General features: G+C 36.9%; 23 protein-coding genes. 2 read left to right on the forward strand and 21 right to left on the reverse strand.

The features are described 5' to 3' along the window. Positions 1–33 precede the first annotated feature (33 nt). The 12 genes from recG to IGL07_RS12585 all read right to left on the reverse strand — a co-directional run bounded on the left by recG (position 34) and on the right by IGL07_RS12585 (position 13768). Positions 34–2070: an ATP-dependent DNA helicase RecG gene (recG, locus tag IGL07_RS12530; protein ID WP_010817694.1), complete on the reverse strand. Its 2037-nt coding sequence runs from the start codon at positions 2068–2070 to the stop codon at positions 34–36. Positions 2071–2185: 115 nt separating this feature from the next. Then, a complete protein-coding gene (locus tag IGL07_RS12535) occupies positions 2186–3862 on the reverse strand; it encodes a DAK2 domain-containing protein (RefSeq protein ID WP_002354936.1) in 1677 nt (558 codons plus the stop codon). An 82-nt stretch (positions 3863–3944) separates the two neighbouring features. After that, a complete protein-coding gene (locus IGL07_RS12540; protein WP_002354933.1) occupies positions 3945–4307 on the reverse strand; it encodes an Asp23/Gls24 family envelope stress response protein in 363 nt (120 codons plus the stop codon). Between the two features lie 211 nt (positions 4308–4518). Then, complete coding sequence (locus tag IGL07_RS12545; RefSeq protein ID WP_010817695.1) at positions 4519–5238, reverse strand: LytR/AlgR family response regulator transcription factor; 720 nt, start codon at positions 5236–5238, stop codon at positions 4519–4521. Position 5239: 1 nt separating this feature from the next. Further along, entirely contained in the window at positions 5240–6568 is a 1329-nt protein-coding gene (locus tag IGL07_RS12550) for a sensor histidine kinase (protein ID WP_010817696.1), read from the reverse strand. A 228-nt stretch (positions 6569–6796) separates the two neighbouring features. Continuing rightward, positions 6797–8038: an ABC transporter permease gene (locus IGL07_RS12555; protein ID WP_075575545.1), complete on the reverse strand. Its 1242-nt coding sequence runs from the start codon at positions 8036–8038 to the stop codon at positions 6797–6799. Next, positions 8031–8921: an ABC transporter ATP-binding protein gene (locus IGL07_RS12560; protein ID WP_002370094.1), complete on the reverse strand. Its 891-nt coding sequence runs from the start codon at positions 8919–8921 to the stop codon at positions 8031–8033. The genes IGL07_RS12555 and IGL07_RS12560 overlap by 8 nt, the downstream gene beginning before the upstream one ends. Positions 8922–8937: 16 nt before the next feature. Beyond that, entirely contained in the window at positions 8938–9651 is a 714-nt protein-coding gene (locus IGL07_RS12565; RefSeq protein WP_002375555.1) for an SDR family oxidoreductase, read from the reverse strand. Between the two features lie 22 nt (positions 9652–9673). Further along, complete coding sequence (locus IGL07_RS12570; protein WP_002375554.1) at positions 9674–10597, reverse strand: hypothetical protein; 924 nt, start codon at positions 10595–10597, stop codon at positions 9674–9676. After that, a complete protein-coding gene (locus IGL07_RS12575) occupies positions 10590–11825 on the reverse strand; it encodes an aminotransferase class III-fold pyridoxal phosphate-dependent enzyme (protein WP_002375553.1) in 1236 nt (411 codons plus the stop codon). Before IGL07_RS12575 ends, IGL07_RS12570 begins: the two co-directional genes overlap by 8 nt. After that, positions 11815–12576 carry a class I SAM-dependent methyltransferase gene (locus IGL07_RS12580; RefSeq protein ID WP_002375552.1) on the reverse strand — a complete coding sequence of 254 codons (762 nt, stop codon included), beginning with the start codon at positions 12574–12576 and terminating at the stop codon, positions 11815–11817. The genes IGL07_RS12575 and IGL07_RS12580 overlap by 11 nt, the downstream gene beginning before the upstream one ends. Then, the gene (locus IGL07_RS12585) at positions 12569–13768 is read right to left on the reverse strand and encodes a hypothetical protein (RefSeq protein ID WP_010817698.1); all 1200 of its coding nucleotides are present in this window, start codon (positions 13766–13768) and stop codon (positions 12569–12571) included. Before IGL07_RS12585 ends, IGL07_RS12580 begins: the two co-directional genes overlap by 8 nt. A gap of 621 nt (positions 13769–14389) precedes the next feature. On the opposite strand from IGL07_RS12585, the gene IGL07_RS12590 reads away from it, so the two are divergent. Together IGL07_RS12590 and rpmB are read left to right on the forward strand one after the other, a co-directional pair. After that, a complete protein-coding gene (locus IGL07_RS12590; RefSeq protein ID WP_002386259.1) occupies positions 14390–14518 on the forward strand; it encodes a hypothetical protein in 129 nt (42 codons plus the stop codon). A 503-nt stretch (positions 14519–15021) separates the two neighbouring features. Continuing rightward, a complete protein-coding gene (rpmB, locus tag IGL07_RS12595; protein WP_002354928.1) occupies positions 15022–15210 on the forward strand; it encodes a 50S ribosomal protein L28 in 189 nt (62 codons plus the stop codon). Positions 15211–15312: 102 nt separating this feature from the next. Here rpmB and IGL07_RS12600 read toward each other — a convergent pair whose 3' ends face one another. The 9 genes from IGL07_RS12600 to priA form a co-directional block, all read right to left on the reverse strand. Continuing rightward, positions 15313–15957 (reverse strand): thiamine diphosphokinase, encoded by a 645-nt coding sequence (locus tag IGL07_RS12600; RefSeq protein ID WP_010817701.1) that lies wholly within the window; start codon positions 15955–15957, stop codon positions 15313–15315. Then, positions 15954–16607 (reverse strand): ribulose-phosphate 3-epimerase, encoded by a 654-nt coding sequence (gene rpe / locus IGL07_RS12605; protein WP_002354925.1) that lies wholly within the window; start codon positions 16605–16607, stop codon positions 15954–15956. Before rpe ends, IGL07_RS12600 begins: the two co-directional genes overlap by 4 nt. 23 nt (positions 16608–16630) lie before the next feature. Continuing rightward, positions 16631–17524: a ribosome small subunit-dependent GTPase A gene (rsgA, locus tag IGL07_RS12610; protein ID WP_002359046.1), complete on the reverse strand. Its 894-nt coding sequence runs from the start codon at positions 17522–17524 to the stop codon at positions 16631–16633. A 249-nt stretch (positions 17525–17773) separates the two neighbouring features. Further along, positions 17774–19930 (reverse strand): serine/threonine protein kinase IreK, encoded by a 2157-nt coding sequence (gene ireK / locus IGL07_RS12615; protein ID WP_195526210.1) that lies wholly within the window; start codon positions 19928–19930, stop codon positions 17774–17776. After that, complete coding sequence (locus tag IGL07_RS12620; protein WP_002354922.1) at positions 19927–20676, reverse strand: Stp1/IreP family PP2C-type Ser/Thr phosphatase; 750 nt, start codon at positions 20674–20676, stop codon at positions 19927–19929. Before IGL07_RS12620 ends, ireK begins: the two co-directional genes overlap by 4 nt. Before the next feature lies 1 nt (position 20677). Continuing rightward, positions 20678–22057, reverse strand: a complete 1380-nt coding sequence (rsmB, locus tag IGL07_RS12625) for a 16S rRNA (cytosine(967)-C(5))-methyltransferase RsmB (RefSeq protein WP_033625858.1) — start codon at positions 22055–22057, stop codon at positions 20678–20680. Positions 22058–22062: 5 nt separating this feature from the next. Next, positions 22063–23004 carry a methionyl-tRNA formyltransferase gene (fmt, locus tag IGL07_RS12630; RefSeq protein ID WP_002365369.1) on the reverse strand — a complete coding sequence of 314 codons (942 nt, stop codon included), beginning with the start codon at positions 23002–23004 and terminating at the stop codon, positions 22063–22065. Next, positions 22997–23491: a peptide deformylase gene (def, locus tag IGL07_RS12635; protein WP_002371656.1), complete on the reverse strand. Its 495-nt coding sequence runs from the start codon at positions 23489–23491 to the stop codon at positions 22997–22999. The genes fmt and def overlap by 8 nt, the downstream gene beginning before the upstream one ends. A gap of 26 nt (positions 23492–23517) precedes the next feature. Then, on the reverse strand, positions 23518–25950 hold the full coding sequence (gene priA, locus IGL07_RS12640) for a primosomal protein N' (RefSeq protein ID WP_002415651.1): 2433 nt from the start codon (positions 25948–25950) through the stop codon (positions 23518–23520). Between the last annotated feature and the right edge of the window lie 184 nt (positions 25951–26134).

A 26134-nucleotide genomic window follows, 5' to 3' on the forward strand; every position in this document is an offset into this window, starting at 1 on the left:
GCTTTTACTTTCTGGCTTCAAAAATTACCTCTTCTAATCGAAAAATTGGGCCGCCTCATCTTGGGGTTTCACTCGATTGGCTAAGCCTTGATAAGCAGGATATTGCCACCATTCTTTCACTTGCCATAGGGCACTTGCTTCTTGGCGCGCAACTTCTAAAATGTTAAAGTCCGTCACGATATCTCCTACCGCAAATTGAGGCACTCCTGATTGCCGTGCACCGAACACTTCCCCAGGTCCGCGAAGTTCCAAATCACGCTCACTCAAGACAAAACCATTGGTGGTTTCTGTCATGATTTTCATACGCTCAACGCCCATTTCATTTTTCGGATTGGCCACTAAAATACAATAAGATGCACTGGAGCCACGCCCCACACGGCCCCGTAACTGATGTAACTGTGCTAACCCAAACCGGTCCGCATCCATAATTAACATCACTGTGGCATTTGGTACATTCACGCCAACTTCAATAACGGTGGTAGAAACCAATAATTGCAGCTGATTGTCTTTGAACTCCTGCATAATGTCATCTTTTTCTTGGTTTTTCATTTTACCATGTAGTAATCCCACTTGATATCTTGGGGAATAAAAGCTTTGCATATGTTCAAAAATTTCTGTTGCGTTTTTCACATCTAAGGCTTCTGATTCTTCAATCAAGGGACAAATAATATAGGCTTGATGTCCTCGAGCTAGCTCTTTTTCCATCCATTCTAAAACAGTATCTAACTGCGGCGGCCGAATCCAACGTGTTTCGATTGGAATCCGTCCAGCTGGCATTTCATCGATGATTGATACATCCATTTCGCCATAGGCTGTAATGGCCAGCGTTCGAGGAATCGGAGTGGCCGTCATGAATAAAACATCTGGTTTTAAGCCTTTTTCTCTTAATATTTTTCTCTGATTCACACCAAAACGATGTTGCTCATCGGTGATTACCAAACCTAATTGATGGAAACTGACATCTTGTTGTATCAAAGCATGGGTCCCTACCACAATGTCAATCTCGCCATTGGCCAGTTCTTCGAGAATTAGACGACGTTCTTTCGTTTTGGTGGAACCTGTTAATAAGGCCGTTCGCACTTCTAATGGATCAAACAACTGCTGTAAGCTTTCCATGTGTTGCTGCGCTAAAATTTCAGTCGGAACCATCAACGCTCCTTGAAAGCCAGCGGTCATGGTGGCGTATAGCGCAATCGCAGCCACTACCGTTTTCCCACTCCCCACGTCACCTTGAAGCAATCGTTGCATATGCTTCGGACTTCGCAAGTCTCGACAAATTTCATTGGTCACTTTTTTTTGGGCGCCTGTCAATTCAAACGGCAGTCCTTGGGTGAACGTTTTTAAGCGATCCACGTCATATTGAATGGCTAAACCATTTTTTTCCGCTTTTTCTTGTTTCTTCAGTCCTTGCATTTTAAGTTGGAAAAGGAAAAACTCTTCAAAGACTACTCGCCGTTTGGCTTGATGGCTTTCTTCTGGATTACTGGGAAAATGCATCGCCCACATTGCTTCTTTTCTAGGCATCAAGCGGTACTTTTCTAATAAATCATTCGGTAAAATCTCTTCAATCAGCGAACCATACTCTTCAAAAGCAGTGCGGATTAACTGAACCAACGTGCTTTGGCGGACTTTTTTATTCACATGATAAATGGGGGCGAAATCTTCATTGTCTCCTTTAGAAGCTAAGATTTTCATGCCATTTAATGATTTTCTCTTGGCATCCCACTTGCCATAAACAGCAATTTCTTCGGAAAGAACTACTTTGTCTTTTAAAAAAGGTTGATTGAAGAAGGAAACATTAATGACCGCATGTTCTTGCATCATTCGAAACGTTAACCGGCTCTTCTTATAACCGTACCGACTAACGACTGCTTCCGAAACCACTAGCCCTTTTAGCGTAACTTTTTCCTGATCCTGAATCTCGCTTAAATCCTTTTCTTGGATATCATCGTAGCGGAAGGGATAATACGTCAATAAGTCTTCAATTGTAACAATCCCCAGTTCTTGTAAATTTTCAGCACGTTTTGGGCCAACACCGGGCAATACGCTGACTAAATCTGTGATGTCCATAAAATCCCCTCCTCATTAATATACGCAAAAAAATGGATCATTCATTAAATAGGCTGGTTCATTAGCCCTAACTAATGAACCAGCCTATTCGTTTTTATTTTTTCATCACGAAAACCTATTCTGCTGAGAATAAGTATGGATACACAGGTTGTCCACCTTCATGAAGTTCTGTTTCTAGTTCATCGTTTTCAGAAACTAAAATAGCGATTAGCTTTTCAGCTTCTTCAACCGAACCATCTTCGCCGACAATAATTGTCACGATTTCAGTGTCTTCATCAATCATGCGGTTCAACGTGTCTAATGATGCATTAAAACGATCTGCTTCAGAAACGACGATTTTACCATCAATCATTCCTAAGAAGTCATCTTTTTTAATTTCAACGTCATCAATGGTTGTGTCACGAACAGCTGTGGTTACTTGACCACTCACAACGCTGTCTAACATTTCCGTCATACTTGCTTTGTTTTCTTCTAATGATTGTTGATCATTGAAAGCTAACATTGCTGTCATTCCTTGAGAAATGGTTTTAGATGGAACAACCGCTACTGGTACATCGGCAACTTCTGCTGCTTGATCAGCCGCCATAAAGATGTTTTTGTTGTTTGGTAAAATAATGACTTGCTCTGCATTCACTTCTTTGACTGCTTTTAAAATATCTTCCGTACTTGGGTTCATTGTTTGGCCACCACTAATAATGTAGCTTGCACCTAAACTTCGGAATAATTCTTGAACGCCTTCACCGGCTGCAATAGCAATCACAGCAAACGGTACGCGAACTTTTTCAGTCAACGCTTCTTGCTGAGCATCGCGTTCAACTAACGTTTCATGTTGTAAACGCATATTGTCTACTTTTATTTTTACTAACGAACCAAATTTTTGGCCGTAGTTCATCACTTCACCTGGATGCTCAGTGTGCACGTGAACTTTGATAATTTCGTCATCGTTAACGACTAATAGAGAATCGCCTAGTTCATTTAAGTAGTTTCTGAATGTTTCATAATCAAAAGCGCTGTCCACGGTTGGGCCTTCGCCGATACGAACCATAATTTCTGTACAATAGCCAAATTTAATGTCTTCTGTCGCAACGTGACCACTAACACCACGGTGATGTTCAGCATTCACCATTTCGTCCATTTCGGCAGGACTTGGTTCATACGTTTCAGTTGGTAAAAATTCACCACTAAGCGCTTCTAAAAATCCTTCATAGATAAATAGTAGTCCTTGACCCCCACTATCTACAACGCCGACTTCTTTTAGGACAGGTAATAAATCAGGTGTTTTCGCTAAGGCACGTTTAGCACCTGCTACAACAGCTGTCATAACTTCGATACAGTCATCTGTTTCTTTCGCTTTACGTTCACCAGAACGCGCCGCTTCACGAGAAACAGTTAAGATTGTTCCTTCAACGGGTTTCATCACTGCTTTATACGCTGTTTCTACACCATGTGTAAAGGCAGCGGCCAAGTCTTTGGCATTTAATGTTGTAACCTCAGGAATTTGTTTTGAGAAGCCGCGGAATAATTGAGATAAAATAACCCCAGAGTTTCCACGAGCACCCATTAATAACCCTTTGGATAACGCACCTGCTAATTCTCCTACTTTTTCAGAGCGAGAATCGGCCACAGCCTTTGCACCACTGGTCATTGATAAGTTCATATTTGTTCCTGTATCACCATCGGGTACAGGGAAAACGTTTAATGAGTTGACATATTCTGCATTTGTGTGCAGACGAGTCGCACCTGCCTGGACCATTTCCTGGAACTGACCTGCGCTGATTTCTGTTACATTCACCTAAAAAATCCTCCTTCAGATTTACCGCTAACGGCAACACACGACTTCCTTGTGCAATTGCATCGTTGACAGTACACTACCTCTAATCCGGTAATACACGAACTCCTTGAACAAAAACGTTAACTGAATTCGCAGTGACACCTAATAATGTTTCAAGATTATATTTTACTTTTTCTTGGACGTTACGAGAAACTTCAGAAATTTTTGTACCATAACTAACAATCGTGTAGACATCCACTGCGATTCCGTTGTCTTCTTGACGAACAACGACACCACGTGAGTAATTCTCACGACGTAAAATATCGTTTAAGTTATCTTTAATTTGATTTTTGCTTGCCATTCCGACAATTCCGTAAATATCTGTCGCAGCTCCGCCAACTACTGTAGCGATCACATCATTGGTAATCTCAATGGTACCTGCGGGTGTTTGAATTTTTACAGCCATTGATGAAAGCCTCCTTATAAGAGCACATTCGCCCTATTTTCTTCCATAACATTTTATCATATCCAGCCTTTAATTAAAAGGAAGTTCGTCAGATATTATAGACCCTTCCTCATAATTACCAACATTTGTACAATTTACAACGTTTGTCGTGCATTGTCAATGCAGAAAAAGACAAGATTCGACTTGGTTCATTGAATCTTGTCTGGTGATTTTAGAGGTTTTTCATGGCTCTCACTGAGACTAAACATCTTTCTCCATTACTCATTTCGACAATCCGTTCGCTTTTTATAATTTTACTTATATGCTTGCGGTTGATTAAATATGATTTGTGACAACGATAAAAGTCATTAGACTGTTCTTCAATCTCCTTTAAGGAACCATAAAATTCCATTTCTCCGTTTTCAAGATGTAAAACGATTTTATGCGATACGGAAGAAGATTCAAAAAAAATGATTGTTGCCATATCTACAGACCGAATGGTATCGCCGTCCTTAAATTTAAATAATTTTTTTGTAGCTCCACGCTCACTAGTTATACGTTCATGAGCCAATTGAATATTTTCACAGATTTTCTGCTGTAGATGTTCTTTGTTGTCTTTAATGATATAGTCCAGCGCTTCCACTTTATACGTAAACGTCAGATAGGACAGTTCCCCATGTGTTGTGACAAAAACGATTTTACCTAAATTATCGTAGTCTCTGATTTTAGCTGCTAAGGTTAATCCTGACATTTCATGTTGTAAATCAACATCTAGAAAATATAACCCAATTATTCTAGACTGACTTTTGACAAATTCAAGTACTTCTAACGGATTTCCTGTTGAAAAAACCAGTTCCATATCAAGACTTTCCATCATTATGTAATTTTTAACATAGGTTTCCAACATTTGTCGTTGTCGCCAATCATCTTCGCAAATAATAACAGAAATCACCTTATTCGCACCTCCTATTGTTTTCAATCGTCAATTTTTGAGTAAACCATCCATCACTGATGGAGGTAGCTAGTTGAACATTATTTAGGGATTGAAGCAATTCTTGAACATTACTCAATCCCATTCCTCTATCAGTGCCCTTTAATGAAAAACCGCGTTGCTTAAGTAGATGGAATTTTGGTAAATTTTTCCTACATGAATTTTGGATAATAATATGTACAGCAGAGGCATCTTTATATACAGCGATTACAAGCTTACCCTCACCTAAAAATTCGATTTCTTCTATAGAGTTATCTAAAAAAATACCTAGTATTCTAACCAAAGAAATTGAGTCAATGGCTAATTCTTCAATTGGTTCAGTCACTTCTAACTGTACATCCATTCCTTTTTCTTGCGTTGAAATCAACTTAGACACAAGGAGACTTTTAACTTCTCTTACTCGAATGTTTCCAATCGCTTCTAACTTGAACCCATTTTGGTCAATGCATTTTGATGCTTTCTTTATTTTACTGAAATAATAGTCATTAAGACTCTCGTAATCTCCACTTACAATAAAATCTTCTAATGAATTTAGGATATTTTTATAATCATGCCGAAACTTCCGAATCTCCTTGAATTGTTTCTCCATTGCCTCCATATATCTCTGATTTTCTAAATATTCTCTTTCCTTCTGTTGAAGATCATATTTATTTTTGAGCGAACTAAGATACACAATAAAAGAAATTAATGAAACGACTAAATAGAGCGTGAGAAAGATTGAATTTACTACAATTATTTCCTTGTTATTCCCCAGATATTTTCCTAAAATCAGACTGGTATAGTAGATAATCATTGTGCCGATTCCTATCAAATTAAACAGCAGAAGACACTCATTGATAATAGAAAACTTTTTTTCTATTTTTTTTATCCCCTTTATCATTAATATCGTCAGAATTACTGATAGTGCTAGCCGAAATGTACTGTGTAAAAACATAGTTAAATTACTTGAAAAAATTAGTTCTGTGCCAAATATTTTTTCCTTTATAAAGGATACAAACTGACCACTTATAGCTGAAATAATGACGATATAAGAATTTATACCTAAAACTTTAATAAGGCTTTTAGAGATAAAAAAATAACCTAAAATTATTATACTCAAATAAATCCAAGCAAATCCATACATTCCTATAGCAGAAATTATTTTACCATTCAAAATTGCGATAACCATCAAGCCGAAAATACTATGTAAAGTAATTTTTTTATTAAGCTTTACTACTTTTGACTTTAGATAATTAAAGAACACTTGAAACACTGCCGTGATATTACTTAGAATAAAAAGAAATCTCTCCAAATTAAAACCTCCTTATATTTCAGTTAATAAAAAAAGTATATACTCTAATAAAAGACAATTCAAGCTTTCTTTAAAAGTGAAACTGAGAAAAATTAGTTTTCAGTGCCCGACTATTACGCTATAAACAAAAATTGTACACTCGCTATACTGAGTGTACAATTTCAATTACTTTTTTATTTATCAAAATAAATGTTTTATACATGAGAGTTGCGACAAGATTTTTTATACTCATCTAACATAATATTTCCCAGATTTAAACGCTTTTTTGAAAACATTTATAAGTTTATCTCCACTATAAATAAACACGCCCCCTTGATAAACACTCTTCCCTAGAAACGCTAAAATCATAGTAAAGACCAGATTAATTCCCATCGCTATTGCAAAAGCATTTAACGATGCATCCCCCAGCATATAACGTGCGTACATGACTATCGGTGATAGATACGGTATATAAGATGAAATGATAGTCGCTTGGTTACTTCCTAATCCAGTTGCAAGAATCATTACCATAAACATCGCAATAAATAAAGGAATAATCAAAATATACATCAACTGTTGAACTTCCTGAACAGAGGAAACAACAGAACCTAAAATAGCAGCCGTAACAGAATATAGCAAATAACCTAAAATGAAACATATGACAGCTAAGATGATTGCTTGACTATTTTTGCCTTCACTCAAAAAGTCAAATACTCCTGTACTATCTCCAAAAATTCCATAAGATGCATACGCAGCCCCAAAAATTGCTGCTGCTTGCGTTATCCCAACTAGCCCAATGCCAACAATTTTACCAATTAAATGCTGAACTGGTGTAATTGTTGTGAGTAAAATTTCCATAACTCTTGAACTCTTTTCCACCGCAATGTCTTGGGCAACCATTGTAGAAAAGAGCATAACTGCAATGTAGAGAATAAAACCAACAATATAAACTAGTATTAATGTTTGAACCGAATTATCTTGATTTCCAGCTAAAGATTCTAAGGATAAACGTGTGCTTTCATTCAAAAACTGTTGTTGCGCCGCATCAATATTTAATTGATTTAATTTAATCGATTGATTTACAGTGGTTACAAGACTTTGTAATTGTTCAGACACATTATATTGGAGAGCTCCTTCGTAATAAATTTTTCCTTCGTATAGACCAGTGCTACTTTTTTCAATTTTCAAAATGGTTTTACTCGCTCTATCTTTCAGCTCTTTCTCAGCATCTGATAACTTTTGACCGCCGTCAACAAAGTTCAGATTGGTACCTTTACCAACTTCTTTCAGCATAGTAACAGTCTCTTGATTATTTGAAACAACAAGGATGGTTTCTTTACTTGGTTCCTCTTTTTTTAGAATCCCTTCATAATTCATTCCCAAAAATGTCCCTACCATCAAAACCAACAGTATAATAACAAACACTTTTGACACGACTTTTTGTTTGTATGTTTCTAAAGCAATCGTCACTATATTTTTCACTTTACTCACCCACTCTTTCTAGAAAAATATCATTTAACGAAATTGGCTCAATTCTGAATTGCTGAATATTTTCTGATTGAAAAATAAATTTTTGAATTTTCTTCGCAGTACATTCATCTTTTACATAAAAAGAAATAACATCATTTTCTTCTTTATACGATTCTATTTCAAAATCTTGCTTTAATATTTCTCTGTCAAAATCAGCCTGAACAATCACTTTTCTTTTATCCGTTTCATCTTTGATTTCTTTTAAATTTCCTTCTAAAAGAACCTCACCCTTTTTCATCATACAAATGTTTTCACAGATTTCTTCTACGTTTGCCATTTGATGAGAGCTGAAAATTATCGTAGCACTATTTTCCTTCAAAAAAAGAATTGCTTCTTTTAGTTGATTCGCATTAATCGGGTCTAGCCCAGAGAATGGTTCATCCAAAATGACAAGCTTGGGTCCATGAATGATCGACGCAATAAATTGAATCTTTTGTTGATTCCCTTTTGACAATTCACTAATTTTTCGATCTACGTTCTTTTGTATCTTAAAAAAATCCAGCCAAAAGAGGATACTTTTTTCAATTTCTTTCTTTTTCATTTTACGGAGCTTCCCAAAGAAAGTTAATTGTTGTCTCACCGTTCTTTTCGGATATAGTCCACGCTCTTCTGGAAGATAACCGACTTCTTTAGCATCAAAGCGATCAACTTTACGTCCCTGCCATGTTATTTCCCCTTCATCAGGAGAGTAGATGCCTAAAATATGGCGGAAAATAGTAGTTTTACCTGCACCGTTTGCGCCTAAGAAGCCATAAATTTCGCCTTCTGGAATAGTCAAATTGATTCCTTTAATAATTTCCTGCTCATTCATTTTCTTTTTCAACTTTTTGATTTCTAAGCTCATATTTTCCCTCTTCCTGTTAAACAATGGTGTAACCATAATCCACGATAATGTTTTGACCTCTAATTGCTTTACTGCGATCTGATAACAGAAAATCAATGGCTTCAACAACATCTTCCAGTTGAACAAATTTCTTTAGTGGAATTTTTTTTAGCAATTTCTTTCCTTCAAAAGATTCTGTTAATAACTGCTTATTACTTTGATTTAGAATATATGATGGGGAAACAACATTAACTTTAATATCTTTTTCCTGATCCTTCTCAAAATCCAAAGTTAAATTTTTAGCTAATTGAATCAACGCCGCTTTAGATGGACCGTAATCTATTCTCTGTTCATGCCCAACCACACCATTTTGAGAACCAATCAGAACGATAGCTACTTGTTCTTTAAATAATGGATACAGTTCTTTAATCATGAATACAATAGACTTTAGATTTACAGAAAATGTGTAATCCCATATTTCTTCATCAATACTATAAAAACTTTGAAAAGGATTAATCCCTACTGAAAATAATAGACTATCTAATTTTATCCTCTCGCATTCAAGTTTTTTTCTTATTTTTCGAATGTTGTTTAAATCTGTTACATCTGCAATAAATTCTTGCTTAATAAAATCTGGACAACTAGTATTCTTGACTTTATCTATTCCCCAAAAATTATATTTTTCTTTATTTTTTTCTATGTAAGACCTACCTAAATATCCAGCAGATCCCACAACTAATAAATTTTTCATACTTACTCTCCTTCGTATTCTCTTAAAAGAAAAACTGTATCAGCTGTATGGCTCCCATCAAGATAATAAAAAAAATAATAACAATATTTGCTAAAGATAATAAAATTTCTACTAGCATAATGTCTTTTTTCTCTTTTTTGATCCATGATTTAAAAGAACTCATATAGTCTTGTGAATCAATCAATAAATTAACAATCCAATATCCATCTGTTTTTATAAAAGGTAGTAAGTTAATCAAAATATTAAAGCTATTTAAAAAAAAGAGCAGTATTAATATACGTGAAGAATTAACCAACATTATCAAACAAAGAATTCCGCTGATCATCATCTGAATCTGAATACCACCTATCATAATTTTTAATTGCTTTTTCTTTGATAGTTGTTCAATAAAATTCACATTCGTATAAAACATAAATAAGAAAAAATATCTTAACAAAAAACCAAAGCGAAACTGATTCGAACTGATATATTTTTGATAATAGTAATAGTGTCCCAGCTCATGAATCATAGTGATTATCAATTGACCAACATACACAACTACCAGTGTCCTCCAATCCACTCGCCTCATCTCAGTAAAATAAACTATAAGTTCTTTTTGAAAAAAAAATGGCAAAAGAATCACACCTATTAGAGTGAAAGCAAAACGTATCTTTGTTATAATCGTCGCATCCATAAATTTAAAAAAAACTAAAAAAAATGATTTGGATATAGAAAAACCTTTCAACTTAATATCTAATAACTTTCTTTTTCCTGAACCAAAAATAAAATTGTCAATTGCTGGATCATTCGTACTATCTCCCGATTTATATTCTTTTAAATAATTAATCATATCAATTGTTGATTGGACCATTCGTTCATTATTTGTATTATAGATATAGACAACTTCATCACATTCTATATACTCAAAAAGAACTTGATTTACTTTCAAATAACGTACATCAAGCATACGCGTTCACCACTTTAGCTATACGCCTTATTATTTGTAACATCTTTTGATAGTTTGTATAAAATGATGGCATCAATGTCAATCCATTGTCTTCAGCAGAATTAAAATATTGATAACATAATATCCCTGTCTGTTTTAATGACTGAATAATTAAAGGTAGTGCTTGTTTGTCATCTATTGGTATTGCAAACATACAACCTATTCCTCTAACAGAAATACCATATACATTTAACTCTGTTAAAATAAGTTCATTTAAATTTTGGATATTTTGCACAATTTCTACTTCATGTTGTCGATAATAATTTAAAGTTTCATATGCACTGATCACACCAAGTAAATTACCATTCTGCGTCGAAAAATGTTCTAATTTTTCTTTTTTCAATTCACAAACAATATCATTTGATAACAAAACAACCCCAAACGGTAACATACCATTATTTATTCCTTTACTGAGATTTATAATATCTGGTTTAAAATCTAAATAATGAAAATAAAATGGTTTTCCGGTCCGATAAAAACCAGTTGCCACTTCATCAAAAATAACTATTATACCGTATTTTTTTAGTAAACTTCCTAATTTATTCAAGAATCGAATTGAAGGCATTTTTATACCTGCAGAGCCCAAAACAGGTTCAATAATCATTGCACTATATTCATGGTGATGATATTCAATATGCTTAAAAAAATTCTTCTCCTCTATATCATTCTCCGGAGATTTTATAAATTCCATATTACTCAGTTTAGGTGAATAAATGTCTGTTACTTCTTGATCTAACCCACTGATTGACATCCCTCCCCAAAAAGTACCATGATACCCTTGAGAAAAGGCTAGTATCTTTTGATTGCTTTTATTTATTTGACGCGATAGTTTTAATGCCAGCTCGGTACATTCAGACCCACTGTTTGTATAAATAACCTGTTCATAGAATCCTTCTTTATCGGCAAATGTTGCAAGTTTTTTAGCATATTCTTGATAAACTGGATGATGAAAAGAATGAATATCTAGATAAGTTAAGCTCTTTGATAGTTGTTCAGTGAATCGTTGACTGATTATCTCATACAATTCTTTTTTATAGCCTAAATTTGTATTCCATAATCCACTTCTTAAATCCACAAATCTCTTCTGCTCTTCATCAAATACATACTCCTCTTCAGCTCGAACAATAGTAGTTTTATGTTCATTCACTTTTGTAATATCACCTATCGGGACTAGATAATTATATTTCATTTTTTTGCACCTCCATCATAATATAATCAGGTTGTTTTTTTATGATTCTTGACGTATAGCCTAATTGTTCACCTAAATGATTTACTTGATCAATGGTGTAAATATTCTTTATTGAATAACCTAACTTTCTACTTCCCTTAGCTGTTTTTGTGTAAATGTTATAGATGAACTTTTTTCCTTGGACAAAGTTTCCTGATATAAATAATTGATCGCTAATCTTATCAATAGAAACCACTCCATCTAATTTTTTTATCTGCTCTGGATTAATAAAATCAAAAATAATCTTACCTTTACTATTTAACACTTTCTTTGCTTCAGACAAAAAATTTGAAAAGATTTGTTCATCAAACAGAGAAACAGAAGTAGCAGGGATAATAATATAACTATACTTTGATGTATGATTAAATTGAGTCAGTTTTTCAATACCTCCAATATATACACGAGATTTTTCTTCTTCATTTAGAAATTCTAGCATCGCTTGCTCTGGCTCAATTCCGTAGATATCAATCCCATGAGCCAATAAAGGCTTCAAAACACGTCCATTTCCTGTTCCAATTTCCAATACTCGATCGTTTTTAGAAAGCATATCTAGATAATATTCAATATCACCACTTATAGATTCACATGCAACTGCTTCATAGTATTGTGCAAATTCTACTTCTTGATAAATATTATTTATTATATCTATTTCTTTACCATCCCTCAGTTTTTCTTTAAATGTTCCAAAAAAGACTGTTTCAGCTTTATACACTAAACATCAACTCCTGCTGCTCTTTAATTAATTCATCTGTGATTTCTCCATTCTTACTTTTGGCTAATTCAACACAATTTTTCATTTGTGCCTCAAAAATTTCTACAAATAATTGATTAACTTCAAATGTTCGATTACTTGGTACATGTAATGCAAAATAAGTCTCTCTAGTAGAAAAAACTACCCATTCACTGGGATAATTGCCTAAATCAATAGAATCGAATTGATATTTATTAAATGGTGTAATAAAGGTTAGATGTGCATCCTTTATTGATGCAGCAATACTTACTAATAATGGATAAATTTCATAAAGTCCATTTTTTTTATTCTTATGACTAATTCTGCTTTTCCCTAGTTCTATTTCTGAAAATGTACAGTTTATTGATGAAGATACTTGCTTTTTTCTTTGATAATCCAAATAAACTCCATCTGAAAAGATAAATAAACCACGTTCTAAACCGAGTGATAATATTTGAGAATAATCATAAATCCCACTCTTCCTTGTTTTCCAGAATACAGTCCCATTTTCTTTAAATTTCTGTAACAATTTATCTAGCTTTTTTTCGGAAAGTACCTCTAATTCAATATCTTTCTTAAAAGTTTGTAAAGAATTTTTGAACGTGATAATACCAGGAATTTCGCTATCAAAATTTTTTTCCAATTCATCGATATATAATCCATAATTAATTGCACAATTTAGATATACTGAAGGATGAAGCTTCTCTGCATCTTCCAATTGTTCAAAATAAAGATGTTTAATCATGTTCTTTTTAAATATTCTTGGATAAAGACCTGTGAAAAGTGCCATTAAACCATTTTTTAAAACTTGTTCTGATATGTCTATCTTTTTTTCATAAAACTTCAGTTTATCTCTATCAATATACTGCTTAGTTAGAGAATCTCCATCTTCTATAGACACATAATGAAATATCGTTGTCTTACTAAATGCATTTAAAAAAGAGATAATTTTAGGCAGCCGCTTTGATTTTGAAAAATTGACAAAAATATAGTTTGTATATTCTTGAAACTCTACGTATTCCAATAAATCTAAAAAAGTGTTTGTATCAAAATTATATGTATCAGTACTCAATTCTTCTATAAAAGCACCTTCTCTCATGATATCAGACAGCGCTACATCTTCAATATTTTTTAATACATAGTTGCTTTCTTCTACTAATGTTATTCCAATCATTTCTTCCACTCCACTTTTATTTAATATTTAACTAGGTTAATTATAATGGCCTAATACCCCCCGTTTACATTTTCTCTTAACTTCTTAAGTTTTGGTCTCTATTGTCTTTTCTAACATTTACGACTGCTCAAACGTTTAAAGAACTTCAATTTCTAACGAATAAGTTAAAGAACACATAGTTAAAGAAAAAAAATATATATTCTTTCACACCTCATATACTTTAAGTGTGCACAATAAAAATATTTAGGAAAAGAGGAGATAATAGTATGGATAAAATTAAGTTTAAGGAAACAGAAAACAAGGTAATCAATAGCTTTTGGCATGGTGTAGGTGTAGGTATTGGTATTGGTGCTGCAGTTGTAGTATTAACATAGGGGGATTTTAAGTTAAAAAACAGGTAACAAAGTAAAAGACTACCTGAATATTATTGAGGTGTTAACGTTAATACGCTTTTGATTCCTGTATTTTTTTAACTCAGTAAAAGAAATGCCCAGATTTAGGCTACTAGGAGGTGAGCCAACATGAAATGGTTTTTCCCATCTCCAATCATCATTTTGCCAATTTGGCGATTTTAAGTAGTAAAAAATTCTAACTAATATTTTTTATAAAGGAGAGATAATAATGAAATTAATTAAATTTGTAGAGGTAGATCACAAGACATTAAATTCACATGGAACTGATTTTTGGACTGGTGTCGGTATTGGTGCAGGCCTTATTGCAGCAGGTGTAGGTCTTGCTGCATTGACTTAATTAACTAGGAGGAAACGATATGAAAATTAAAATGACTGAATGTACAATTAAAAATCTAAATTGCGGTTGGTGCATGGGAGCTGGAGTACTTGCTGGAGCAGGTGCTAGCGTTGGTATAGCAATCATTATCACATAAGTATAAATAAAAAGGAAGAAGGTGTTCCTTATATGAATCAGAAGTACATCACTGTACTACTATGTTTACTATTCCTACTTGTAGCAATGACGATTTTCGTTAAGCCTGTAGCTATAAAAGCAATATTAGCCATTGCAACAGTTATTCTTAGTGGATATTTTTATTCTTCATACTTATCCAGTGTGTCTATGAAAGTGAGAAAATAGGAATGTAAAAAATCAGTGATTTTAAATTGAAATCACTGATTTTTTACATTCCTATTTTCTCACTAAAAATCTTCTTGCAAATCAGTGCCTAATATGATAAATTAAGTTAGTATGAGCTGAATATTATCGCTCCAAGATCAAGGCAAAGGAGGAAACTTAAAATGGCAAAAGTATGTTACTTCACTGGTCGTAAGACTTCAAGTGGTAATAACCGTTCACATGCGATGAACTCAACAAAACGCACTGTGAAACCTAACTTACAAAAAGTTCGCGTATTAATCGATGGTAAACCTAAAAAAGTTTGGGTGTCAACTCGTGCTTTGAAATCTGGTAAAATCGAACGTGTTTAATAAACTTAAATAAGCAAAGCTGGACGTTCGTTGTTCGGCTTTTTTTATTGCATAAAAAAAGAGGTTGGACCTTCATCGCATTGATGAAGGTCCAACTTCTTTTTACTTGTCTTTACTTTGAATAACTGCAATCATCCCTGCATCGAAGGAAAAAGCAGCGGCTTCTTCGATAAATTCATTACTTGCATACGATGTTGGGTAAGGAACATCTTGATTGGTTAATAAATATTTACTGCGTCGTAGCGTCAAGTTTTCTACAGGCGTCAAACAGCAGTAGGCCAGATATTCTTTATCTGGCTCTTTCGGTACGATATACGAACCAGGGGCGTAATACTGGATGCTATTTTGACGATCGCATAGACGGATTTGGCGAAGTACACCTTGAAATCGTGGTTCAAAGGGTAACCAAAGATTGGCTAATAAGTGGTCAATTCTGCCCCCTGTCGCACCGATAATCGTCATCTCTGCTTGTGGAAATCGTTGTAAAGCTTCTTGAAGCGCTAATTGTGTATCTGTATCATCTTTTTCAGCAGGTGCTTGGATGAGTGTTTCGGCAGTTTCTTGGACAAAATGGTATTCTTCTCGTGATAATGAATCAAAATCGCCCACCGCTAATTGTAACGGTAAATCGGCCTCTAATAAATGGAGACAGCCGCGATCAATACCTACGAAATAATCATACGTAGCTAGTTCAATGGTTGGCCAATCACTTGGATTGCCGCCAGCTACCAGTAAGACACGACTCATTTGTCTAGCACTGCTCTCAGTGCATCGATTCGTTCTTGAGGATTTTCAGCATTATAAATGTAGGAGCCTGCAACAAACACTTCTGCACCGGCTTCTTTGCAGCGTGCGGCAGTTTCAGGAACAATCCCGCCATCGACTTCAATTTCATAGGTGTATCCTTTTGTTTCTTTCCATTCTTTTAATTGAGCAATTTTTTCTAGTGAGTTTTCAATAAATGATTGTCCGCCAAAGCCTGGATTGACAGTCATTACCAAGACTTGATCTGCCAAATCTAATACATTTTCGATCATCGAAAGTGGTGTCCCAGGATTGATGGTTACACCAGCTTTCACACCCGCATTTTTAATCATTTGTAAGGCACGATGAATATGGGGTGTTGCTTCTTGATGGACAGTAATAATATCCGCACCGGCTTCCGCAAAGGCATTGATATAATTTTCAGGTTGTACAATCATCAAATGAACATCCAATGGTAGTTTTGTCACTGGACGAATCGCTGAAACGATATTCGGTCCTAAGGTAATGTTGGGCACAAATTGACCGTCCATGACATCAACATGAATATAATCTGCTCCTAATTCTTCTACTAAACGGATATCTCTTTCTAAATTGGCAAAATCGGCACTTAAAATGGATGGTGCTAGTTTCATTTGGCTCGCTCCCTTTATATTTGCTATGATTTTTTCTTATAAACAGGTCGTCGATTCTCGATTTCCATTAAAAACTGTAAATAATTTTCGTAACGACTCGTCGCAATGGTTCCCGCTTCCACTTGGCGTTTCACTTCACAACCAGGTTCTTTGTGGTGCATACATTCACGAAACTTACAGTGAGAGGCCGCGGCAACAAATTCAGGAAATTGCTTTGGTAATTCCACTGCTTCCATCTCCAAGAAATCGATGGCACTAAATCCTGGTGTATCAGCAACCAAACCGTCGTATAACGGAATCAATTCCACGTGACGGGTCGTATGTTTGCCCCGTCCTAAAGATTGGGAAATTTCCGCAGTTGCTAGTTGTAATTCTGGTGAAATTTGATTCAACAATGTTGATTTTCCAGCGCCTGATTGTCCCATAAAAACAGTCAACCGTTCTGGGAAAAAGCGTTCTAATTCTTTGGTGGCTTCTACGTCTTCCGAAGCGATCACCGCATAACCTAACGCTTCATAAATCTGTTTAATTTCAGTGACTTCTTGACGTTGCGGCTCATCTAATAGATCAACTTTCGTTAAATAAATAACTGGTTCTATATCCTTATACTCTAAGCTGACTAAGAAACGATCCAACAAATTAAACGAAAAATTTGGCGAAACCATACTCATGACAACCACACCTAGATCCACATTTGCAACAGGCGGGCGCACTAATTCATTTCGTCTTGGTAAAATTTCCAACACATAACCATCTGTTAAATTATCGCTTTCAAAAAGTACTTCATCTCCCACGAGTGGCGTAATTTTTCGATTACGAAAATTCCCTCGCGCTCTTGTTTGATATGTTTCTCCATCTGCGTATACATAATAAAAACCGCTTAACGCTTTTCTGATTTGACCTTTCAGATAAACCACTCCTAACTACTTTCGAATATACAGGATAGTGGCAGAGAAATCAAGGGAGCCTCTCGATTCTATTAATTAAAAAGAGCCTAGGACATAAGTCGAAATGACTTACCTTCCTAGACTTAAATCTTAAGATAAACGGCGGGACAGGAGCAGCTTCTTCAGAAATAAGCCGAAATTCCTCGAAAGACGAAAAGCATCTTTCGGAAATTTCTTCTTATTTCTTGAAGCTAAATACTCCTGTCCCAACCTCTTGTCTTAATTACTCGTACTACTTTCACTAGTGGTGCTTTTTGAATCATTTGCTTTTGAATAATAAACCGTAACAGAGTCGCCTTTTTTGACTTTGCTGCCAGCGGATGGGCTAGTTCGTTCAACGACTTGGCCATCGCCAGAGCCAGATAATCCTTGTTCATTGATTTTAAGGCCAGCGTTATTGATGCTGTCTTCTGCAGCTTTTGGCGAATAACCTGAAATATCGGGAACAGTTACTGAGTCACTGCCTTTGCTGACATGTAAAGTAATCGTGTCATTTTTCGGATCAACAGCGGTACCAGAAGCTGGCTCTTGACTAATCACGGTATCTTTTTCAACTTTGTCGCTTTCTTCGTCCACTCGTTTAATTTGAGATTCTGGGATACCTAAAGCAATTAAGCGACTTACCGCATTATCGTAAGAAATTCCGCTATAATCAGAAAGTGTCACTTTGTCGCTACCTTTACTTACATATAATGTCACTTGGCCATTTTTAGGTGTCACGGTGCCACCTGGTGCGGGGTCTTGCGTAATGACTAAACCTGGTTCTACCGTATCGCTTGCTTGGTCGACACGCGTAATTTGAGATTCAGAAATACCTAATTGTGCCAGTGCATTTACTGCATTTGTGTAAGAATAACCGGCGTAACTAGGCAAAGTAACCGCTTCTGGTCCTTTACTGACCGTTAAAGTGACGTTGTCTTTTTTCGGATCAACTTTTTTACCTGCAGCTGGTTTTTGTTTAATAATGTTATCTGTAGACACAGAATCACTGTATTCTTTTTTTGTTGTAATTTGGTCTTCTGAAAACCCTAGTTTTTTCAAGGCCTCGACAGCAGATTCATACGATTCGTTTGTATAATCGGCCATCTCAATTTTTTCTGTTCCAGAGCTGATGTATAAAGTAACAGATCGGCCTTTTTTCACAGATGATTTTGCTTCGGGGTCTGTTTTGACCACCTTGCCTTCTTCAATCTTATCGTCGGGAATTTTTTTGGTCTCACTATCGACTTTCAGCCCGGCACTTTGTAGCGCTTGTGAAGCGTCCGCTTTCGTTTCATTTGTAACATCAGGAACTTCAACGTCTTTACCACCCGACATTGCAAAGGCTAAGCCACCTATTGCTAAAGCAATTAATGCCGCAATTGCTAAGCCAATCCACAATTTTTTACGGTTTTTCTTCGGTGGTTGTTCAGCTAAAATGTCATCTGCGATATCTTCTGGGACTTCGACAGGCGTTGTCTCTTCCGGTTCAGCGATATCTTCGGGAATCGGAGTTAATACTTTCGTTTCTCCTAATAAAGCCGTTGGTTCCCACGCAGGTTCGTTTAAACGACTGGCTGACAAGGACGTGTATAAGTCTTCTGCCATCTCATTCGCTGTTTTGTAGCGATCGCTTGGGTCTTTTGCGGTTGCGTGACGAACCACATTTTCCAATGATTGAGGAATCCCTGGATCAAACATTTTAACAGAGGGAATTTCTTCTTGAAAATGTTTTAAGGCAATCGTTACGGCTGATTCACCATCAAAAGGTACATTCCCTGTTAGCATTTCATAGAGAATAATTCCCACAGCGTAAATATCTGATTGGTTGGTCGCCATGCTTCCGCGCGCTTGTTCTGGCGATAAGTAATGCACCGAACCTAACATTGTGTTCGTTTGCGTAATTGACGTTTCTGACAAGGCAATCGCAATCCCAAAGTCAGTAATTTTGACTGTGCCGTGTTCGTCAATCAGAATGTTTTGCGGTTTTAAATCCCGGTGAATAATTCTATGTTCATGTGCCATTGCGACAGCAGATAAAATTTGTTGCGTAATGTCCACAACTGTGGAATAAGGGATTGGGAAATGCGTTTGGATGTAACGTTTTAAGTCCATTCCTTTCACATATTCCATGACTAAATACTGTAGTCCATCTTCTTCGCCTACATCGTACACACTGACGATATTCGGGTGAACCAGCTCAGTTGCGGCTAGTGCTTCACGCTGAAAACGTCGGATGGCGGCTTGATCGTTTTGGAAGTCAAAGCGCAAGACTTTTACTGCAACGTCTCGGTCTAAAATTAAATCGTGTGCTAAATAGACGTTGGCCATGCCGCCGCTTCCGATGCTGCCAATAATGTGATATCGACCATTCAGCTTCTTGCCGATTTCTATCATTGGTTTTCCTCCTTCTGTTCGTCAAAGTGTATCACTAACACGGTAATGTTATCTAAACCACCCGCTTCATTTGCTTGAGCAACGAGTTGGCTTAATTTGGATTCTAAAGGATCTGACGTCTCTAAAATTTCTAAAATTTTTGTCTCAGGAACCATATTGGTTAAGCCGTCCGAACATAACAGTAAATAGTCATTAGGCAGCCATTCATGATTGGTTACATCGACTTCGACAGTGCCAGGCATTCCCAAAGAACGTGTTAGGACATTTTTTCGTGGATGATTTGCAGCCATCTCACGAGTAATCTCCCCTGATTTTACTAGTTCATTCACTAAAGAATGATCTTCTGTTAATTGTAACATGTGTTGGTCACGAACTAAATAAGCACGACTGTCCCCCACATTTGCTAAGACAAATGAATCCGGTAAAAGGATGGCACCAACCACGGTTGTCCCCATTCCTAAATACTCTGGTTTCGATTGTCCGCGTTCATAAATTTTTTCATTTTCCTTTTGAATTGCTTGAATTAACCACTGTGCAGATTTTTCAGCTGAGTCGACAGACGCATTGGACCAACTCTCACCTAAATTATTGACTGCCATTTGGCTAGCGACATCACCTGCTTGGTGACCACCCATGCCATCTGCTAAAACAGCAAAGGTTATGTGTTGTTGGTTCTCAAAAACGTTGGCATAATCTTGGTTCGTATTTCTTTTGCGACCGACATCTGATTGAACGTTGATTTCCAAATTATTTCACCTCATTTGAACTAACTTTCCGCATACAGCAAATAAAGAAGCCATCTGTCATGTATTGGTGGGGATACAGAACCAGTTCTTGCTCTTTTACTACTGCTTGGACGTTTTCATTTGCAACAATTTCAATTTTTTCAAATTCAGGGTGTTTGGCTAAAAAGGCTGCCACTACTTCCTGATTTTCTTCTGGCGTAATAGTACAAGTGCTATAGACCATTATACCCCATTGTTTTAATGTTGGGGCAACACTTTCTAAGATTTCTAACTGAATTTTAGGTAAATTTTGAAAATCACTGGCTGTTTTATGGTATTTAATGTCTGGTTTACGGCGCATCAGCCCTAAGCCTGAACATGGCGCATCAACTAAAATCCGATCAAAGGTTTCTGCGGGAAATTCTTCGGCCACTTGTCGCGCATCAAGCTTTTCTGCTTGGACGACATCCGCCACATGGAGGCGCTGCGCATTTTCATTAATTAGCTTAATTTTGTGCGCATGAATATCTAAAGAAGTCACACGACCACCTGCTTCAGCCTCTAAAAAAGTTGCGATATGAGTCGTTTTACCACCAGGAGCCGCGCAGGCATCCAAAACACGATGATGCGGTTCAATTTGCATCGCTGGAGCCACGAGCATAGAGCTTTCATCTTGAATGGTTAAACAACCGTTAATAAACAGTTCACTGCCAGCTAAGTAGCCTTTTTCAGCGACAACACCATAAGGGGAAAGTTGACTTTCCTTCGCGGCAATTCCTGTTTCTTGTAATTCTTCCAGCGCTTCTTCTCGTGAAATAAACCGTGTGTTTACTCGGCCACTCGCATGGCTTTTTTCAAATAACGACAAACCCAACTGCCGTGTTTCTTCTTCGCCTAATTGGGCAAGTAATTTTTCTGTTAACCAACGTGGCATACTAATTTCCGTTGCTAAACGATCAACTGGATCGCTAATTGCTGCCAAGCTAGGTGCTCCATTTCGTTGGAACGCCCGCAGCACGCCATTCACGAATTTACCAATCCCAGGATTGCCACGACGTTTGCCAATTTCAACCGCTTCATTAATGACTGCATGATCAGGCACTTTATCTAAATAAAGTAATTGATATAACGATAAAATCAATAAATTTTTCACCCAATTATCGACTTTTTGCGGTTTCTTAACAAATGGTGTTAAGTAGTATTCCAACAATAATTTGCGACTAATTGTGCCGTAGACAAGTTCTGTAAACAAGCGGCCATCTTTCTCGCTTAGTTCTGATTTTGTCATCATTTCATTAAGTAAAAGATTGGAGTACGCCCCACCTTTATCCACACGTTCGATGGTTTCTAAAGCAACGTATCGAACAGAACGTTTTAATTTCTTGGGGATTTTTTCAGCCATTTTTGTTAGTCCACCTTATCTTTTTCTGCGACATTTTGACCAACGCCATTTAAAAATTCTTGAATCGTTAATTGACCTTTACCTGCTGGTTGCAGGCGATCAATTTGAAGGACTGTCCCTTCGCCACAAGCAATCCATAGCGCTTTTTTACTACGTTGGATAATCGTTCCTGGGGCGCTGGTTGTTGTTTCAGTCAGTGGTGTCACTGCCCAAATTTTCCAGTTGGTCCCTTGATAGGTTGTGAACGCTGTTGGCCAAGGACGCATACCACGCACTTGGTTATCAATTGCCTCAGCAGTTTTTTGCCAGTCAATTCGTTCTTGTTCCCGGGTAATATTGGGTGAAAAAGTAGCCTCTTCTTCCACTTGTGGAATAGGCGTAATTTCGCCAGCAATTAGCTTAGGTAACGTCTCTAATAAAAGTTCTTTTCCTAGAATACTTAATTTTTCAAACATGGTGCCTACATCGTCTTGTTTCGTAATCGGAATTGCACGTTGCGATAAAATCGCGCCAGCATCCATTTTTTTCACCATTTCCATAATCGTGACGCCTGTTTCTTTTTCTCCTTCAATAATCGAGTAATGTACAGGTGCGCCGCCACGATATTTTGGTAAAAGTGAGGCATGGACATTAATCGCACCTAGTTTGGGCGCTTTTAAGATTTTCTCTGGTAAAAATTGACCAAAGGCTGCTGTCACAATTAAATCTGGTGCTAAGTCAATCACTTTTTCCATTTCAGGAGAACCTGAAATTTTCTCTGGTTGTAAGACTAATAAGTTATGTTTTAAAGCTGCTTCTTTGACAGGCGTTGGGGTAATCACTTTTTTTCGGCCAACTGGTCGATCTGGTTGCGTGACAACCGCTTGAACGTCATAGCCTGCCTCGATTAAACTTTCTAAAATCGGAACAGAAAAGGCTGGTGTGCCCATAAATACAATTTTAGTCATCAAAATGTTCCTCCATATACGCTTCTAAATCTTCTGGTGCAATTTTCTCAATCATTTTATCGATAAATAACTCGCCATTCAAATGATCAATTTCGTGTTGAAAAGCTCGAGCTAAATAGCCGTAAGCCGTAACTTCCATTTCTTCACCTTCACGGTCAAAATAACGGACAGTCACTTCATCTGCTCGTTCAACGGTTCCATATGTTTCTGGAATACTTAAACAGCCTTCCACATCAATACTGGTTCCTTTTTTTTCAATAATCACAGGATTAATTAGTTCAAAACGACCAGATTCTTCATCGATTTCAATCACTGCCATTTGCAAATTTTTCCCAATTTGCGGGGCTGCTAAGCCAATCCCATCATGGGCCAGCATTGTTTCATACATATCCTCTAGTAACTGCACAATTTCATCGGTAATAATCGTCACAGGTTGAGCCTTCATTTTTAAGTGTTCGTTCGGGTGAATCACAACTGGATAGCGCATAAGTGCTCCTTTCAAAGCTGTATTTTTTAAATAAAATTCATGGGTTCTGCATCAATGGAAAGCTTTAAGCCACGAGCCGTTGCTCGTTGTGTATCAGTTAAAATTTCTTTCAATAATGGTTGAAGCATTGGTTCTTGTTTATACTTGATAATCACTTGATAAAAGTAACGGTTATTGACACGCATAATTGCGTTGGGCGTTGGTCCCAACAAAATAGCTTGCGGCGATAAGCCTTGTTTTAATTTCGTCGCAATTTGAAACATTTGTTTCGCTGCTTCATTCTCTTCAGGATGGCTAGCCGTAATTTGGACCGTAAAATAGTACGGTGGATAATCCCCACGATGGCGGATATACATTTCTTTTGTATAAAAATCTTCATAATCTTGGGCTTTTGCCAATTGTATCGCATAATGCTCGGGGTTAAAAGATTGAATGATGACTTCCCCCGGTTTTTCAGCGCGACCAGCGCGACCGCTGACCTGTGTCAATAATTGGAAGGTCCGTTCACTGGAACGAAAATCGGGTAAATTCAAGGCGGTATCAGCATTTAAGACACCGACTAACGTCACATTTGGAAAGTCCAGTCCTTTGGCAATCATTTGTGTGCCTAATAAGATATCCGCTTGTCCTTCACCAAATGTTCGCAAAATCTTTTCATGCGCACCTTTGCGACGGGTCGTATCAACATCCATTCGGAGAATACGACTGTCTGGTAACAACGTTTGTAATTCTTCTTCTACTTTTTGTGTGCCTGTTCCGTAGTAGCGAATTTTATCTTGGCCACAGTTAGGACAGCGATAAGGAATCCGTTCTTCATGTCCACAATAATGACATTTCATTGTTTTGCTATCCATATGCAAAGTTAAGGAAATATCACAATTCGGACACGGCAACACATAGCCACAATCGCGACACATCACAAATGACGAATAGCCACGGCGATTAAGTAGGAGAACACTTTGTTCGTTTTTCTCTAAGCGTTCTTGGAGTTTTTCTTGCAACGACATGGAAAAAGAAGAGACATTGCCATTTTCTACTTCTTGCCGCATATCCACTACATCAATCGTAGGCAAGGTTGCCGCTTGATTGGCCCGCTGTGTTAATCGTAACCGCTGATAAACATTTTTTTGTGCACGAGCGCGTGATTCCAAGGACGGCGTGGCACTACCTAAAACAACAGGGCAATGATGGTACTCCGAACGCCAAATCGCTAAATCTCTCGCGTGGTAGCGGGGGGTTTCTTCTTGTTTATAACTTGCCTCGTGTTCTTCATCAATAATGATCACACCGATGTTTTCGATTGGCGCAAAAATGGCAGAACGCGCGCCAACCACCACTTCCGCTTCTCCTCGTTCAATCTTCCGCCACTCATCGTATTTTTCACCTTGCGATAAGCCACTGTGCATTACAGCAACATGTTCGCCAAAGCGACTTTTAAAGCGTTGCACCATTTGCGGAGTTAAAGAAATTTCAGGAACAAGCATAATGGCTGTTTTGCCTTGGTTAAGAACTTCTGCAATGACCTGTAGATAAACTTCTGTTTTCCCACTTCCTGTAATACCTTCCAATAAGTAGGTTTGGCTTTGCTGTTCTTGGACCGATTGTAAGATTGTTTCCACAGCCACCTGTTGTTCTGCATTCAAAGATAACGCAGTCGTTTTTTCAAACGTCTGATTAGCAAACGGATCACGATACGCTTCTTTTTCAACGAACGTTAACCAACCATTTTTGGCCGCTTCATTTAAAAGTGCGGTACTGAAACCTAATTCTTTCATTTCCTTCACGGCGGTGACTTTTTCAGTACCCAAGCGTTGTAAATAGTAAAGAAGTTGCTCTTTCTTCTTGGCTCCCTTGCGTAAACCCAAACGAATTTCCTCTAATTGTTCAAATTCCTTAGCGGCTTGAATAAAGCGGACCATTTTGACTTTATTTCTCGTCGTAACTTCGTAGCGAATATCGACTTTTTGCTGTTTACGCAACGCCATTAGTTGAGGCAAAATCCCACGTTCTTGCGCTTGGTCCCACGAAATTTCCTCTAAACCATAAAATAACTGATCTTGTAATTCTTCAGAAAGCTCATCCGTTAAATAAATATATTTTTGGTAATCGGCACGCATTACGCTAGGCAACATGGTTTGCAAACAAGTGATTTTAAAGGCAAACGTTTTTTCCTTCATATAATCAGCTAAAGCCAACATTTCTGTATTTAAGACAGGTTTTAAATCCAACACCGCCACTAGTTCTTTCAACTGAACATTGGTTTCGTCAAGAACCGTTGCAGCCATTGGTTCAATGGCTAGAACAAACCCTTGAACATGCCGATTACCATTACCAAAAGGCACTTCTACACGCATGCCGACAGCCAATTGCTCATTTAAATTTTCAGGAACTAAATAAGTGAATGGTTGATCGGTTTGCATCGTTGGTACATCCACAATAACTTTGGCTACTTTTTGCATGGTGCATCCTCCTTTTTATGTAAATTCTCTTTGCCTATTGTACTAAAGATTGACTGATTTGTCTTGTGTGTCTCGTTGTTGTTAAGCTTAGTTAATTTCCCCTTAAAATATAAAAAGCTAGCTTTCCTAAACAAATGATCTAAGAAAGTAGCTTTTAGTAATCCTCTTAAAATACTTTGAAACT

This window comes from Enterococcus sp. DIV1368f, from assembly GCF_051712245.1.
In the GTDB taxonomy this organism is placed as follows: Bacteria; Bacillota; Bacilli; order Lactobacillales; family Enterococcaceae; genus Enterococcus; species Enterococcus faecalis.